The sequence below is a fragment of the Maribacter hydrothermalis genome, from assembly GCF_001913155.1.
Lineage (GTDB): Bacteria > Bacteroidota > Bacteroidia > Flavobacteriales > Flavobacteriaceae > Maribacter > Maribacter hydrothermalis.
The window spans coordinates 1,565,423-1,580,478 of sequence record NZ_CP018760.1 but is presented as its reverse complement, the minus strand read 5'-3'; the positions used below and the strand labels follow the sequence as shown (position 1 = coordinate 1,580,478).

Genomic DNA, 15,056 nt, shown 5'->3' with positions numbered 1-15,056 from the left:
AAAATAGCAAAGTAATGTTAAATGGAACTTAAAAAATAAGGCAGTTAACGTTTTAAACTAAAATGACCTCTAAATTGTGTAGAATCAGCTTCGATAAGATACCAATAATCATCTTCTGGCATTTGGTTTCCAAGAAATGAACCATCCCAAGAAGCGGAGTTTAGATTTCCGAATTTTAATAGTTTTCCGTAGCGGTCAAAAATTGAAATAGTAAAGGAACTGAACACCTCTAATCCGTCAGGTTCAAAAAGGTCATTGACAGTATCTCCGTTCGGTGTAAAGAATTTTTGGATAACTAAATGATAAAAATCTGCTGTTGCCACGCCACAATCTGTATTATCTTGAACATAAATTGTGTAAAATCCTCCATCGACAGCTTCAAAAACAGAACTAGATTGAAATGAAATTCCATCTAAAGAATATTCAAAATTTCCAGTATTAGATGTTGAAACGACAATTGAAGGTCCATCAGATTTAATGTTATCGATTCTTGGTAAATCTATCTGGTCAACTAAAAAAGTACGTGTGGCAGAGCATCCATTAGTGTTGGTTACAGTAACGGTATATTCACCCGCTTCCGATACATCAATTAGCTGTGTTGTTGCACCAGTACTCCATTGGTAGGTTACATTTTCAATTTCCGCATCTAAAGAAGTAATAGAATCTTCACATAAAAAAGCGCTGGTATCTTCAGGAACAACCGGCAACAGATTAACGGTTAAAGTGACAGGTGTTCTGGTTGCAGATGCGCATTCAATTTCTATGGAATTAGCTTCTGCATAATACGTGCCGGCAACACCGATTTCAAAATTTTGGTTATCAGATAAAATCAAGTTTCCTCCAGTAGCGGCATCATACCACTTTATGGAATATGTGGTTTGTGTATTCACAGATAAAACACCTAATTCACCTTCACAAATTTCAACATTGCCATTACTTGTTGGGGCAGGCGGAATTGGTAGAACAATAATATCAAAAACATCGGATACGACGTTGCATAAATCATTGTTTACATTAACAATGTCCTCTGCTATTTTTACTCTAAAATAGGAGGTAGTGGTAACAGCTGGCGTGTCTAAAATAGCACTATTTTCACCTGGAATATCCGTCCAGGTCTGTTGATCGGTACTTTGTTGCCATTGGTAGGCATGTGTTGTAAAAATAGAAAAATCTGGTGTAGCCGTTAACATTCTTGAAACGCTCCCTTGATTTTCGCAAACAATTAAACTTTGTTCATTAGTACTTGTTGAAACGGTAACATCATCTCCGCAAGATTTAAATACAATATCATCGATGGCAAGGTCATTTCCGCATCCTCCATTACTATTGTTTCTCATTTTCAGAATTACCGATGTTTGGCCAGGTACTGTTTTAAATACCAAGGCATATTGGTCCCATTCGGTAGTTCCTGTTCCTAGAATGCTTCCCGTATCTCCTTGAGCAAGTAGGTTGGTATCTGTCTCGTCCCAAATTTGAAAACGAACATTAACAGGTATACTATTGCCTTCACAGCTACCGGCAGGTTGTAAGTTAATTAGCCAAGACGAAAACTCATAGGAGGTGTTCTCGCATAAGCCTGTTACTTGACGTTGATAAAACTCCCCGGCGGTAAAACTGGCATTGACAATAAATGATTTGCCATTAGTGTCGCCAGGAGTGTGGTCTTGTATAGAAAGCCAGTCAAAATAATTGGTTGTGCTAGAAATGGTATAATCACCATCATTTGGCGTACCGGTTGTAAAATTATAGGTGGTTGTACCAGCTGGCAAGGCGGGACCATCAGTAGTTCCAGATCCAAAATCTTCGGTAAAAATGGGGTCGCCAGAATTACCACCACAAAAACCAAGTTGAGCTTGGAGGTGGGTAGAAATACTGCATAATAAGCTTACGAAAAAGATTATTTGTTTGGGACATGTTATTTTCACGATTCTAAGATACCAAATTTAGATTATTAGATGAATTGGTGGTAATCATATTAAATGAAAACTGTTAATTACCAATATCTTTTCAACTCTCATCGATTCAACCTATTTTTGCGACTTACAGAAAAGAAGTAAAGATCATGCAATACAATTTCAACGAAATTGAAGCCAAATGGCAAAAATACTGGGCAGAAAATCAAACATTTAAAGCAGAGAACGATTCTGAAAAAGAAAAGTTCTATGTGTTGGATATGTTTCCTTATCCTTCTGGCGCGGGGCTCCATGTTGGACATCCGTTAGGCTATATTGCAAGTGATATTTATGCGCGTTACAAAAGGCATAAAGGGTTTAATGTATTGCATCCGCAAGGCTACGATTCTTTTGGTTTGCCAGCAGAGCAGTACGCTATACAAACAGGTCAGCATCCGGCAATAACTACTGCAGCAAATATTAAGACCTACAGAAGACAATTAGATCAATTAGGTTTTTCTTTTGATTGGAGTAGAGAGGTAAGAACTTCTAGTCCGGAGTATTACAAATGGACACAGTGGATTTTTATTCAAATTTTCAATTCTTGGTATAATAAAGATGCTGATAAGGCTGAAGATATAGATACATTAATTTCTGTGTTTGAGGCAGAAGGAAATGCCAATGTTAATGCCGTTTGTGATGATGATATCGCAGTGTTTTCTGCGGATGATTGGAAAGCTTTTTCTGATGTTGAAAAACAAGAAATTCTACTAAAATATAGATTAACGTATTTGGCGGATACTGAGGTAAACTGGTGCCCTGCACTAGGTACGGTATTGGCAAATGATGAAATCGTAAACGGTGTATCAGAACGTGGTGGTCACCCGGTTGTTCGTAAAAAAATGACCCAGTGGAGTATGCGTATTTCTGCTTATGCACAACGTTTGCTAGATGGATTAAATAAGATAGATTGGCCACAGCCATTAAAAGACTCACAAACGAATTGGATAGGGAGAAGTCAAGGAGCATCAGTGAAGTTTAGAGTTGTAAGTTCAGAGTTAAAAGTTGAAACAGGTAACTCATCACTCATCACTCCTAACTCATCACTTTTTATAGACGTTTTCACAACTCGCCCCGATACTATTTTCGGAGTGTCATTTATGACCTTGGCGCCGGAGCATGAATTAGTAAGTAAAATTACAACAGCAGAGCAAAAAGCTGAGGTTGAAGCTTATATTGAAGCAACAGCAAAACGTAGCGAGCGTGAACGTATGGCAGATGTAAAAACCATTTCTGGTGCATTTACAGGTGCCTATGCCGAGCATCCGTTTACAAAAGAACCTATTCCGATTTGGATTGGTGATTACGTATTGGCGGGTTATGGTACAGGAGCTGTAATGTCGGTACCATGCGGAGATCAGCGTGATTATGATTTTGCGAAGCATTTCAATATCGATATTCCTAACATATTTGAAGGTGTAGATATTTCTGAAGAAGCGTTTGCTGATAAGGATAAAACCGTGATTGCAAATTCTGATTTCTTAAACGGGTTACCGTATAAGAAAGCGATGAAATTGGCAATTTATGAATTGGAAAAATTAAGGCAAGGTGTAGGTAAGATTAACTACCGTTTGCGCGATGCTGTATTTAGTCGCCAAAGATATTGGGGAGAACCGTTCCCGGTTTATTATGTAGACGGAATGCCACAAATGATTTCTTCAGAATATTTACCGATTAAGTTACCCGAAGTAGAAAAATATTTACCAACCGAAACAGGAGAGCCGCCATTGGGCAATGCTGAGGTTTGGGCGTGGGATACCGTTGCAAATAAAGTTGTAGATAACAGTGAGATAAATAATGCCACCGTATGGCCTTTAGAATTGAATACGATGCCAGGTTGGGCGGGTAGTTCTCAGTATTTTAATAGATACATGGATCCGCATAATAGCGAAGAAATATTCTCACAGAAGGCTATTAATTACTGGCAAGATGTAGATTTATATATAGGTGGCAGCGAGCACGCAACAGGTCACTTATTGTATGCTCGTTTCTGGCAAAAATTCATGTTCGACAAAGGTTTGGTGCCTAAAGATGAGTTTGCTAAAAAACTTATTAATCAAGGTATGATTACGGGGACTAGTGCTTTTGTTTCTAAAGTAATATTTAATTGGGATAAAGTGATGGGTCAAATTTTAGACTCTGGGAAATATGCTAAGAAAGATGAGGTATATTTCCTTGAAAAAATAATTCCGTTAATTAATGGGAATATTTTTCTATCTAAAGATATCAATAATTTAGATGATAAAGTTTTGGATGTGATTTCGCGTAGGAGCTTAGAACTTAAAAATCCTTTACTTTTAGAATGTACATTTTCTACGCTGCAAACACACGTAGACGTCAATTTCGTAAATGCATCTGACGAATTAGATATTGAAGCTTTCAAAAACTGGCAACCAAAATTTAAAGACGCTGAATTTATTACAAAAGCAGATGGAACTTTTAAAGTTACACGCGAAGTCGAGAAAATGTCCAAATCTAAATACAACGTGGTAAATCCTGACGCTATATGTGAGGAATACGGTGCAGATAGTCTTCGTTTGTATGAAATGTTCTTAGGTCCGTTAGAGCAGTCAAAACCTTGGAACACGGCAGGTATTACCGGTACACATTCTTTCTTAAAGAAACTATGGCGTTTGTACACTCCATTTATAGATGAAAATGCGGTCGCTGAGCGTAGCCGAAGCGAAGAAGAGCCTTCAAAAGAATCTTGGAAGACATTGCATAAAACAATTAAGAAAGTAGAAGACGATATAGAGAACTTCAGTTTCAATACATCGGTATCAACATTTATGATATGTGTAAATGAACTTTCATCTCAAAAATGTGTAAGCAGAAAAGTGCTGGAGCCATTGGCGATATTGGTATCGCCTTATGCACCTCATATTGCAGAAGAGTTGTGGAGCAAATTGGGTCATACAGATTCAATTTCTACAGCATCTTTTCCAAAGTTTGAAGAAAAGTATTTGGTAGAGAGTAGTAAAGAGTATCCTATTTCTTTCAATGGTAAAATGAAATTTACTTTAGAGCTTTCTTTAGATTTATCTAAGGATGAAATAGAAGTAGCGGTAATGGCAAATGAAAAAACCCAACAACAATTACAAGGTCGTGAGCCTAAAAAGGTAATAGTAGTGCCAGGCAAAATTGTCAATATTGTAGGTTAAAAATGAAGTTATATAAAGGTAAGAGGCGATGAAAATCGCCTCTTTTTGTTTCATAGATTTGTTTGATTATTTATAAAAAATATTATGGACGGTGTCGAAATTTTAGGTTTAGTGGCTGCAACTTTTACTACAGGGGCATTTGTTCCGCAGGTATATAAAACCTGGAAAGAAAAATCTACCAAAGATATATCGTTAACAATGTACACTATTTTGCTTTTAGGTGCTTTAATGTGGGCGGTTTATGGCTTTTCAATACAAAGTTTACCTATCATAATTGCTAATCTTGCAACGGCAGTCCTTCTTTTAATCATGATTATCTTAAAAATTAAATATTAATAATATTTTACCCCTATAAAAAATAGGGGTACTAACTTAAAAAAATGATTTTTTAACAAGTAACCCCTGTATTTTATCGAATTAATGTTTGATATATGCATAATTAGCTTCAATTTTGCATTGTAACATAAAATGATAAATCATGATTGTTGGTATTCCAAAAGAAATTAAAAACAATGAAAGTAGGGTAGGTATGACGCCGGCCGGAGTTTTCGAATTGGTAAAGAACAACCACAAAGTATATGTCCAGTCAAGTGCTGGCGAAGGAAGTGGTTTTTTCAATCAAGATTATCAACAGGCAGGTGCTGTTATACTAGATACAATTGGTCAGGTTTACGCCATGAGCGAAATGATTGTAAAAGTTAAAGAGCCAATTGCTGAAGAATATGAGTTAATTCAACAAGGTCAAATACTTTTTACCTATTTCCATTTTGCATCTAGTGAAGAACTAACAAAGGCTATGATCAAGCAAAAAGCGGTTTGTATAGCATATGAAACGGTAGAAGATGAAGAAGGTACGTTGCCACTTTTAACGCCAATGTCAGAAGTTGCCGGTAGAATGGCAATACAACAAGGTGCTAAGTATTTGGAGAAACCTGTTAAAGGTCGTGGTGTATTGTTAGGCGGAGTACCAGGTGTTGCTCCGGGTAAGGTTTTAGTCTTAGGTGCTGGTGTGGTTGGTATACAAGCTGCTAAAATGGCAGCAGGTTTAGGAGCTCATGTAACTATCTTAGATGTGAACATGAAACGCTTACGTTATGCAAATGATGTAATGCCGCCACATGTAGTTACTGAATTCTCTAACGAGTTTAATATCAGAAGACTTATTAAAACACATGATTTAATTATTGGTGGTGTTTTATTGAAAGGAGCTAAAGCACCAAATTTGATTACAAGGGATATGTTGAAAGAAATGAGACCTGGTACTGTAATTGTTGATGTTGCCGTAGATCAAGGTGGCTGTGTAGAAACTACCAAGCCTACCACGCATGAAGACCCTATTTATATTATTGATGACGTTGTTCATTATTCGGTAGCAAATATGCCAGGTGCAGTACCTTATACATCTACCATGGCATTGACCAATGTAACATTGCCGTATGCATTGAAATTGGCAAATTTAGGTTGGGAAGCTGCGTGTGAAAAAGATGCATCTTTAAAGAAAGGATTAAATATAGTAGAAGGAAATGTGGTATATCAAGAAATTATTGAAGCCTTTGGTTGGGAAGAGATAGTTGCTTAATCTGTACATTTTGTCAGTAAAATATGCCTCGCCATATCCGAAAGGAATTTGGCGGGGTTTTTGCTTTTAAATAATCAGATTCATAAATAAATACGAATCTTTAGTATATTTAATCGATTTAAAAATTGAAACGTTATGATGGGATATTATATATTGATTGGGGCTATTGCTTTAGTCAGTTGGTTAGTAAGTAGTAAATTAAAGAGTAAGTTCAAGCATTATTCTAAAGTGCATTTGCAAAATGGAATGAGTGGTGCTGAAATAGCAGAAAAAATGTTGGCCGATCATGGAATACGAGATGTAAAAGTGGTGTCTACGCCTGGGATGTTAACAGATCATTACAATCCGGCAAATAAAACAGTTAATTTAAGTGAGGGGGTTTATAATCAAAGAAATGCATCGGCTGCTGCAGTTGCAGCTCACGAATGTGGTCACGCTGTACAACATGCGCAGGCTTATGAGTGGTTAGGATTACGTTCAAAATTGGTGCCTGTAGTTAGCGTAACATCAAGCTTGTCTATGTGGGTTGTATTTGGTGGTTTGGCATTAGGTGCTGCTGCTGGTATGGGCTTAGGGTATTGGGTTGCTGTTGCTGGTTTGGTTATGATGGGTATGGCCACATTATTTAGCTTTGTTACCCTACCTGTAGAGTATGATGCAAGTAATAGGGCATTAGCATGGTTAAAGAATAAGAACATCGTTACGCCTCAAGAATACGAAGGCTCTGAAGATGCGTTGAAATGGGCTGCGCGTACGTATTTAGTTGCTGCAATCGGCTCATTGGCAACTTTAGTATACTGGGGACTTCAAGTTTTTGGAGGTAGAGATTAACTTTGAAATACATTTTAAATAATATAGAAACCTGTCTTTTTAAGATAGGTTTCTTTGTTTGAAATAAAAGGGAAGAATGAAAAGATTAGATTCGGAAAGATTGTTTTTGAGACCTGCAAACCTAGAAGATGGCCCTTTTATTTATAAATTATTGAATAGTGATAGTTGGCTACGATATTTTGGAGATAAAAACATTGTTAATCTCAATAAGGCAGAGGCGTATATTGAAAATTCATTAATTAAAGGGTATAATAAAAATGGATTTGGACTTTTGGTAGTTTCTCTAATGGATGGTACTCAAATAGGGCTCTGTGGATTTTTGAAAAGAGACTATCTAGAAGGTTTAGATTTAGGTTTTGCCTTATTACCATCATACGAGGGATTTGGATATGCCTTTGAAGCCACAAGTGCCATGATACAATTTGGGAAAACAGAATTAAATTTATCGCGAGTGCTTGCCATTTGCATGGAAGCCAATAAAAGGTCTCTTCAACTTTTATTTAAATTAGGTTTTAAAAAGGTAGACACTGTAAAGCTCACCGAAACATCAGAAGAACTGCTAATGCTTTCTACTTAAATAGATATTTGTCTATCAATCTGTTGTGCTAAAGAAATAAATGTTTCCGTTCTAGAGACACCTTCTATTGCTTGTATTTCTTTATTTAACACCTGCATTAAATGCTCATTATCTCTACATAGCACCTTTATTAAAATAGACCAATTTCCTGTAGTATAGTGGCATTCCAATACTTCAGGAATTTTCTCTAATTGTTTAACAGCTACTGGGTTACTCATTGCTTTGTCTAAATAAATTCCAATATAGGCCATGGTGGTATAGCCCAATGATTTAGGATTTACAATAAATTTTGACCCAGATAAAAGTCCCGATGCTTCTAGTTTTCGTAATCGCTGATGTATTGCCGCGCCAGAAATACCAATGCTTCTGGCAATTTCAAGCACAGGTTTACGCGCATCTTCCATTAAAAAACGCAATATTTTTTTATCGATACCATCTATTTTAGCCAAAGAAGTGGATGCTTTCATGTTTGTCAATTAAAACATAAAAGTACTTATTTGGTTTTAATTTGATAGATAAAAAGACTTAACTGACTACAGAATTAGGGTTGTATCCTAAATAGGGTACATCATATTCCTTAAAATTAACTCCGTAAGATTTTAGCTCTTCTAGAATAGGTTCATATACTTCTTTGGTAATTGGAATTTGCACTCCTGGGGTTTTAATTTCACCATTAAGAATTTTTAAGGCCGCCATTGCAACCGGTAACCCTACTGTTTTTGCCATTGCAGTAAAGGTTTGGTTTTCTCCGGTAACCACTAGTTTAGAGTCTATTTGTTTCTTTTCCCCGTTTAGTTCATAACCAAACTTATGGTACATGACAATCATGTCCTTTTCGTTAGATTTAAGTGTCCAGCTATCCTCTAGTATTTTTTGCAATGCTCTAGCAGGCGTGGCATCAGGAATTCCAATAAGTTTGGTGTCGTCAAATATATTTAGCTCTAATAATTTGTCCCAACGAATATCATCTTGATCTAGTTTTAAGTAATGCCTAAGTTTTAATTCTACAGAATCTGTTGGTGAATATGGTAAAAACAGATTGATGAATTCACGGTAACTCATTTTTTCGGAATTTTCAATGGTGTAGGTGTCATCTGTGACTCCTAATTCAATGAACATATTCCATGCTTTTGAAAAACCAACACGGCGCATAGTTCCTCTGTAAATAGTTAAAGCATTTTGTAATTTGTAGGCTTCTCTGTAATTTAAGGAATCTCGATTCGCGTATCCTTCAAAACGGCCATATCCTTCAATTTCAAAAAACTCTGTACGTCTAAAAAGGCGTGGATAAGGTATGTATTTGTAAGTCCCTTCTTGAATAAATTTAGCTGTACCACCTTGACCGGCAAGAACAACATTTCTAGGGTTCCAAGTAAATTTATAGTTCCATAGATTATTGTCGTATTCCGGCGCAACTAATCCACCACAAAAAGACTCGAACAATAGTATATTTCCTCCTTCATCACGTATTTTATCAATAACCTGCATGGCACTCATATGGTCAATACCAGGATCTAGACCTATTTCATTCATGAAAACTAAATTATTTTCTTTTACCTTTTCATTTAGGGCCAGTAGTTCTGTACTTATATAGGATGCAGTTACCAGATGCTTTTTATGGGTTATGCAATCTTCAGCTACTTTTATATGAAAATGCGCGGGTAGCATTGATATTACAATATCTGCTGTTGAAATGGCATCGTTTCTTTCGGCCTTGTTAAAAATATCAAGTGAAATAACGGTACAATGTTTATGGTTCGAAATTGAGGTAGCAATTGCGGATGGATTAATGTCACCAATGGTTATTTCTAATTTTTCTTCTTCTGCTTTACTTAAAAGATAATCCAATAAATAGGAGGTTGACTTACCAGCACCTATAACAAGAATTTTACGCATCATACGATTTCACTATTTTTGATTATAACGAAATACTAAGGTATCAAATTGTTACATTTATAAAGATAATTATAGAAAAAGTTATGAAAAAAACAATTTTAATTACAGGTTGTGTATTAGGAATGCTTGCAGTAATACTTGGAGCTTTTGGTGCTCATGGATTGAAAAATTTAGTAGATGAAGCTGCAATTAAGTCTTTTGAAACAGGTGTGCGATATCAAATGTATCATTCTTTTTTTCTATTAGTACTCGCCTTAATTCCCGATAATATACTAAGTTCAAAAAGACCAATATATCTTTGCGTGGTAGTAGGCGTAGTACTGTTTTCCTTATCTATTTATCTTTTAGCACTAAACGAGTTGGTAAATTTTGATTTTAAAACTATTGGAATAGTAACTCCTATTGGAGGAGTTTTTTTAATTGCAGCCTGGGTATTGATGCTTTTTGGAATACTAAAATCTAAAACTCAAAATTGAGGTTAAAGTAAATCCATGTTAAACCTAATAAAAATGTATTTTCATGCTTTTAAAGGCTTTGTCTATGGATAAAACTAAATTATTGGGGCTCGTTCTAGGTCCTATTTCGTTTTTGTTTATACTTTTTTTCTTTCATCCTGAAGGTCTCTCGGAGCAGGCCAATGCGGTATTGGCCTCTACATTATGGATTGCCATTTGGTGGATAACCGAAGCAATCCCTATTGCTGTAACGGCACTACTTCCGTTAGTATTATTTCCATTATCAGGTGGATTGGATTTGTCTTCTACATCGGGTTCATTTGGGCATAAATATGTATTCTTATACATGGGAGGTTTTGTTATCGCAATTGCTATTGAAAAATGGAATTTGCATAAACGAATTGCATTAAATATTATTAATTTAATTGGGTCGGATGTTCGTAAAATTATTCTTGGTTTTATGGTGGCAACTGCCTTTTTATCTATGTGGATATCAAACACGGCAACATCGGTTATGATGCTGCCAATCGGTTTGGCAATAATTAAACAGTTGCAAGATAATCCTAACACGGAAGAAGATGAAAATAAGACCTTTGGTAAGGCGTTAATGCTTGCCATAGCCTATAGCGCGTCTATTGGAGGGTTGGCAACATTAATAGGTACACCCCCAAATTTAGTGTTGGCCGGTGTAGTTTTAGATACCTATGGTTATGAAATTACTTTTATGCAATGGTTTGCATTTGGTTTACCTATTTCAATAATTTTAATTATTATATGTTGGAAGTATTTAACCAAATATGCCTTTACATTCAAACAAAAATCATTTCCTGGTGGTAAAGAAGAAATTAAGCGATTGCTATCTAAGCTGGGTGGAATCAGTTATGAAGAAAAAGTAGTAGCCTTTGTATTTGCGCTTACTGCATTTTGTTGGATAACACGTTCGTTTTTATTGCAACAGTTTTTACCTGATTTGGATGATACTATAATTGCGATATTCTTTGCTATTGTTTTGTTTTTAATTCCGGCAAAGAAAAAGAATGAACAACTTATTAATTGGGAAGAGGCTGTAAAAATGCCTTGGGGAATTATTTTGCTGTTTGGTGGTGGAATGGCTTTGGCAAAGGGCTTTGAAGATAGTGGACTGGCTACATGGATTGGTGGTCAAATGACTTCTTTGTCAGGATTACCGGTTTTTGTTCTGGTATTGGTGCTTATTGCCGCTGTCAATTTTTTAACCGAAATAACATCAAATCTTGCAACAACGGCAATGTTATTACCAGTTTTGGCGCCTATGGCATTTACTATAGATGTCCATCCGTTTGTGTTAATGGTTGGTGCCGCAGTTGCGGCATCTTGTGCTTTTATGTTGCCGGTAGCAACCCCGCCGAACGCAGTAGTTTTTGGTTCAGGATATCTAAGAATACCAGATATGGTAGGTAAAGGATTCTTTATGAATATTGTATCTATTATTGTGTTAACCTTTTTCGTATATTTTGTACTCCCAGAATTATGGGATATTACTATAAATAGTTTCCCCAAAAATTTGACTAAATGAAACTATTACTTATACCAGATAAATTTAAAGGCTCTTTAACTAGCGAAGAAGTGGCTAAGGCTTTTGTTGCCGGAATAGAAAAGGCAGGGGTAAAATTCACATCTCATTACTTTAAAGCCTCTGATGGTGGCGATGGTTTTATGAATGCGGTAGCAAAATATAGGCCTTGTATTTCAGTTCAGGTTATAAGCCAAAATCCTTTGGGCAAAACTATTCAATCTTACTATTTATATAATCAAGAAAGTAATTCGGCCTTTATAGAATTGGCCAATGCTTCTGGTATGGCGTTATTGTCGGTTAATGAACTAAACCCTATGTTGACCAGTACATATGGTACAGGGTTGCAAATTAAAGATGCTATTGAAAAAGGCGTAAAGAATATTTATATGGGCTTAGGTGGCAGTGCAACAAATGATGGCGGAATTGGTATTGCATCGGCATTGGGCTTTCAACTCTTAGATGAAAAGAAAGAAGTTTTACCGGCAATAGGTGCAAGTTTAAGTCAAATCAAGTTTATAAGTGATAAAGGTGTTTCTGATAAGATAAAAAGTGTAAATTTTTATGCCATAAATGATGTTACTAATCCACTATTTGGTTTTGACGGTGCTGCTTTTGTTTATGCTGCGCAAAAAGGAGCAACTAGAGAAATGATTGAAGAGTTAGATTTTGGTCTTAAGAATTTAGATGCGGTAGTAGTAGATTATTTTAAAGGCAATAATGCTGCAATTTCTGGGTCAGGCGCAGCGGGAGGTGTTGCATACGGACTTAAAACATTTCTGGGCGCTGAGTTTTATAGAGGCGTAGATTTTGTATTGAACCTTTCAGGCGTTAATAGTTTGTTGAAAAAAGAAACATTTGATTTTATTATCACAGGAGAAGGTAAGATTGATAAGCAAACGCTGCAAGGTAAATTAATTAAAGGTGTGCTTGATTTGGGATTACGCGAAAATATTCCTGTAATTACAATATGTGGTAAGATGGATATTCAAAAAGAGGAGCTAAAGAAGTTAGGAGTTTTCGATGCATATGAAATACAAGATAATAGTAAAGATTTAGACTATAATATGAAATATGCAGCAGACTTATTAACCTTGAAAACAGCCCATTTTTTTAGTATTTTTAAAAAATAAGGCGTTAAAAAAACTACTCTATTTTTATTTATTTCTTAAAATATCAAAGCTAAAATTACAATAATGTAATTTTATTAGGGTTATGATATATAATATGTATTAAAAGGAATAAACTGCCTAAGAATATTATCTGTTTATAGTGTTTCTTTAATCGAATTCGTATTTCGACGAGAAATGGAGTTAATTAAGCTCTGAATATCAATGGTTCAGCTTTAATTTTTTTAGTTTTGTATGAACAAATTTTCTAAAGTATATAAGGCTCAATGACAAACGCGAAAACAATTTCTCTAAAACCAAATGGAATTACACACGCTAATTTTCATTATCAATTAGATCCAGAACAACTACAAAAAGTTTCATTAGAAATGGATATGGGAGTTGAAACTAGCAATGGTACTCTAGCTGTCAATACTGGTGAGTTTACAGGTAGGTCGCCATTAGATCGTTTTATTGTAAAAGACGATATCACAAAAGATAAGGTTTGGTGGGGAAACGTAAATATTCCCTTTGAAAAAGAAAAATTTGATTCATTATATAATAAGGTTATTGCCTATTTAAATGAAAAAGAGCTTTTTGTAAGAGATAGTTATGCATGTGCTGACAAAGACTACAAATTAAATATAAGGGTAATAAATGAATACCCTTGGTCTAACATGTTTGCGTATAATATGTTTTTGCGTCCAACGGAAGAAGAGTTAGAAGATTTTACTCCCGAGTGGACGGTAATCAACGCTCCTGGCTTTATGGCCAACGCGGAATTAGATGGCACAAGACAGCATAATTTTGCAATATTAAACTTTACTGATAAAATTGCGCTTATTGGAGGTACTGGGTATACTGGTGAAATTAAAAAGGGTATTTTCTCCGCTTTAAACTTCATATTACCGGTATATAAGGAAACATTGCCAATGCACTGTTCTGCCAATGTTGGGGAAGAAGGAGATACAGCAATCTTTTTTGGATTATCAGGAACAGGAAAAACAACTCTGTCAACCGACCCAAATAGAAAATTAATAGGCGATGATGAGCATGGGTGGACCAGTAGAAACACTGTATTTAATTTTGAAGGCGGCTGTTATGCAAAAGTTATTAATTTATCAGAAGAACAAGAGCCAGAAATTTATGGGGCTATAAAACCGGGTGCTATTCTCGAGAATGTAGTTTTAGACAGTCAAGGTAATGTAGATTTTGCGGATACTTCAATAACACAAAATACAAGAGTTAGTTACCCTATATACCATATTGATAATATACAACAACCCTCTATTGGTAAGAATGTGAAGAATATTTTCTTTTTAACTGCCGATGCTTTTGGCGTGTTGCCTCCAATTTCAAAGCTTACGCCTAGTCAGGCTGCATACCATTTCATATCTGGTTATACGGCTAAAGTCGCAGGTACGGAAGCGGGTGTTGTTGAGCCAGTACCGTCATTTTCGGCTTGTTTTGGTGCTCCATTTATGCCGCTACACCCCACAAAGTATGCAGAAATGCTTAGTAAAAAAATGAAGGAATCTGGGGTAGCTGTTTGGCTGGTAAATACAGGTTGGACAGGGGGTCCTTATGGAATTGGAACACGAATGAAATTGAAATATACTAGAGCAATGATAACTGCAGCGCTAAATGGTGATTTAGGTTTATATTCATATGATAAGTACCATATCCATTCTGTTTTTGGAGTTGCGCAGCCTAGAGAGTGTCCAGGTGTACCTACGTCTGTATTAAGTCCTCGTTCTACATGGAATAATGATGAAAAATATTATACAACAGCATTTAAACTGACAAATGCTTTTAGGGAAAACTTTAAAAAATTTGAAGGGTATGCCAGTGAAGAAATAAGAAGAGGCGGCCCGCAGCGATACGCATTCTAAAGCATTAAAAAGCCTTGTATTGCAAGGCTTTTTTTATTTATGTTTTTGAGTG

The 15,056-nt window shown here is 35.8% G+C and carries 12 protein-coding genes; 9 read left to right on the top strand and 3 right to left on the bottom strand.

Features of this window, described 5'->3' with window-relative positions; genetic code table 11:
* Positions 1 to 44 precede the first annotated feature (44 nt).
* Positions 45 to 1,925, bottom strand: a complete 1,881-nt coding sequence (locus tag BTR34_RS06670) for a T9SS type B sorting domain-containing protein (protein ID WP_082960189.1) — start codon at positions 1,923 to 1,925, stop codon at positions 45 to 47.
* 137 nt (positions 1,926 to 2,062) lie between these two features.
* On the opposite strand from BTR34_RS06670, the gene BTR34_RS06665 reads away from it, so the two are divergent.
* The 5 genes from BTR34_RS06665 (at position 2,063) to BTR34_RS06645 (ending at position 8,100) form a co-directional block, all read left to right on the top strand.
* Entirely contained in the window at positions 2,063 to 5,113 is a 3,051-nt protein-coding gene (locus BTR34_RS06665) for a leucine--tRNA ligase (RefSeq protein WP_068485275.1), read from the top strand.
* Between the two features lie 84 nt (positions 5,114 to 5,197).
* The gene (locus tag BTR34_RS06660; RefSeq protein WP_068485274.1) at positions 5,198 to 5,449 is read left to right on the top strand and encodes a SemiSWEET family sugar transporter; all 252 of its coding nucleotides are present in this window, start codon (positions 5,198 to 5,200) and stop codon (positions 5,447 to 5,449) included.
* 142 nt (positions 5,450 to 5,591) lie between these two features.
* Positions 5,592 to 6,692 carry an alanine dehydrogenase gene (gene ald / locus BTR34_RS06655; protein ID WP_068485273.1) on the top strand — a complete coding sequence of 367 codons (1,101 nt, stop codon included), beginning with the start codon at positions 5,592 to 5,594 and terminating at the stop codon, positions 6,690 to 6,692.
* A 135-nt stretch (positions 6,693 to 6,827) separates the two neighbouring features.
* Positions 6,828 to 7,523: a zinc metallopeptidase gene (locus tag BTR34_RS06650; protein WP_068485272.1), complete on the top strand. Its 696-nt coding sequence runs from the start codon at positions 6,828 to 6,830 to the stop codon at positions 7,521 to 7,523.
* A 76-nt stretch (positions 7,524 to 7,599) separates the two neighbouring features.
* Complete coding sequence (locus BTR34_RS06645; protein WP_068485271.1) at positions 7,600 to 8,100, top strand: GNAT family N-acetyltransferase; 501 nt, start codon at positions 7,600 to 7,602, stop codon at positions 8,098 to 8,100.
* Here the strand turns inward: BTR34_RS06645 and BTR34_RS06640 are convergent.
* Both BTR34_RS06640 and BTR34_RS06635 read right to left on the bottom strand, forming a co-directional pair.
* Positions 8,097 to 8,567 carry an Lrp/AsnC ligand binding domain-containing protein gene (locus tag BTR34_RS06640; protein ID WP_068485270.1) on the bottom strand — a complete coding sequence of 157 codons (471 nt, stop codon included), beginning with the start codon at positions 8,565 to 8,567 and terminating at the stop codon, positions 8,097 to 8,099. The genes BTR34_RS06645 and BTR34_RS06640 overlap by 4 nt on opposite strands.
* A 58-nt stretch (positions 8,568 to 8,625) precedes the next feature.
* Positions 8,626 to 9,999, bottom strand: coding sequence for a saccharopine dehydrogenase family protein (locus BTR34_RS06635; RefSeq protein ID WP_068485269.1), 1,374 nt, complete (start codon positions 9,997 to 9,999; stop codon positions 8,626 to 8,628).
* A gap of 80 nt (positions 10,000 to 10,079) precedes the next feature.
* On the opposite strand from BTR34_RS06635, the gene BTR34_RS06630 reads away from it, so the two are divergent.
* The 4 genes from BTR34_RS06630 to pckA all read left to right on the top strand — a co-directional run bounded on the left by BTR34_RS06630 (position 10,080) and on the right by pckA (position 15,004).
* Positions 10,080 to 10,472, top strand: coding sequence for a DUF423 domain-containing protein (locus tag BTR34_RS06630; protein ID WP_068485268.1), 393 nt, complete (start codon positions 10,080 to 10,082; stop codon positions 10,470 to 10,472).
* 64 nt (positions 10,473 to 10,536) lie between these two features.
* Positions 10,537 to 12,006, top strand: coding sequence for an SLC13 family permease (locus tag BTR34_RS06625; protein WP_082960188.1), 1,470 nt, complete (start codon positions 10,537 to 10,539; stop codon positions 12,004 to 12,006).
* Complete coding sequence (locus BTR34_RS06620) at positions 12,003 to 13,136, top strand: glycerate kinase (RefSeq protein ID WP_068485266.1); 1,134 nt, start codon at positions 12,003 to 12,005, stop codon at positions 13,134 to 13,136. The genes BTR34_RS06625 and BTR34_RS06620 overlap by 4 nt, the downstream gene beginning before the upstream one ends.
* Before the next feature lie 263 nt (positions 13,137 to 13,399).
* Positions 13,400 to 15,004, top strand: coding sequence for a phosphoenolpyruvate carboxykinase (ATP) (pckA, locus tag BTR34_RS06615; RefSeq protein ID WP_068485265.1), 1,605 nt, complete (start codon positions 13,400 to 13,402; stop codon positions 15,002 to 15,004).
* Positions 15,005 to 15,056 lie beyond the last annotated feature (52 nt).

What these genes read in the sequence shown, in the direction of transcription:
- BTR34_RS06665 (WP_068485275.1), top strand. Translation starts at nt 2,063, where the DNA reads ATGCAATACAATTTCAACGAAATTGAAGCCAAATGGCAAAAATACTGG.
- BTR34_RS06620 (WP_068485266.1), top strand. Translation starts at nt 12,003, where the DNA reads ATGAAACTATTACTTATACCAGATAAATTTAAAGGCTCTTTAACTAGC.
- BTR34_RS06660 (WP_068485274.1), top strand. Translation starts at nt 5,198, where the DNA reads ATGGACGGTGTCGAAATTTTAGGTTTAGTGGCTGCAACTTTTACTACA.
- BTR34_RS06630 (WP_068485268.1), top strand. Translation starts at nt 10,080, where the DNA reads ATGAAAAAAACAATTTTAATTACAGGTTGTGTATTAGGAATGCTTGCA.
- BTR34_RS06640 (WP_068485270.1), bottom strand. Translation starts at nt 8,567, where the DNA reads ATGAAAGCATCCACTTCTTTGGCTAAAATAGATGGTATCGATAAAAAA.
- ald (WP_068485273.1), top strand. Translation starts at nt 5,592, where the DNA reads ATGATTGTTGGTATTCCAAAAGAAATTAAAAACAATGAAAGTAGGGTA.
- BTR34_RS06650 (WP_068485272.1), top strand. Translation starts at nt 6,828, where the DNA reads ATGATGGGATATTATATATTGATTGGGGCTATTGCTTTAGTCAGTTGG.
- BTR34_RS06645 (WP_068485271.1), top strand. Translation starts at nt 7,600, where the DNA reads ATGAAAAGATTAGATTCGGAAAGATTGTTTTTGAGACCTGCAAACCTA.
- BTR34_RS06635 (WP_068485269.1), bottom strand. Translation starts at nt 9,999, where the DNA reads ATGATGCGTAAAATTCTTGTTATAGGTGCTGGTAAGTCAACCTCCTAT.
- BTR34_RS06625 (WP_082960188.1), top strand. Translation starts at nt 10,537, where the DNA reads ATGGATAAAACTAAATTATTGGGGCTCGTTCTAGGTCCTATTTCGTTT.
- pckA (WP_068485265.1), top strand. Translation starts at nt 13,400, where the DNA reads ATGACAAACGCGAAAACAATTTCTCTAAAACCAAATGGAATTACACAC.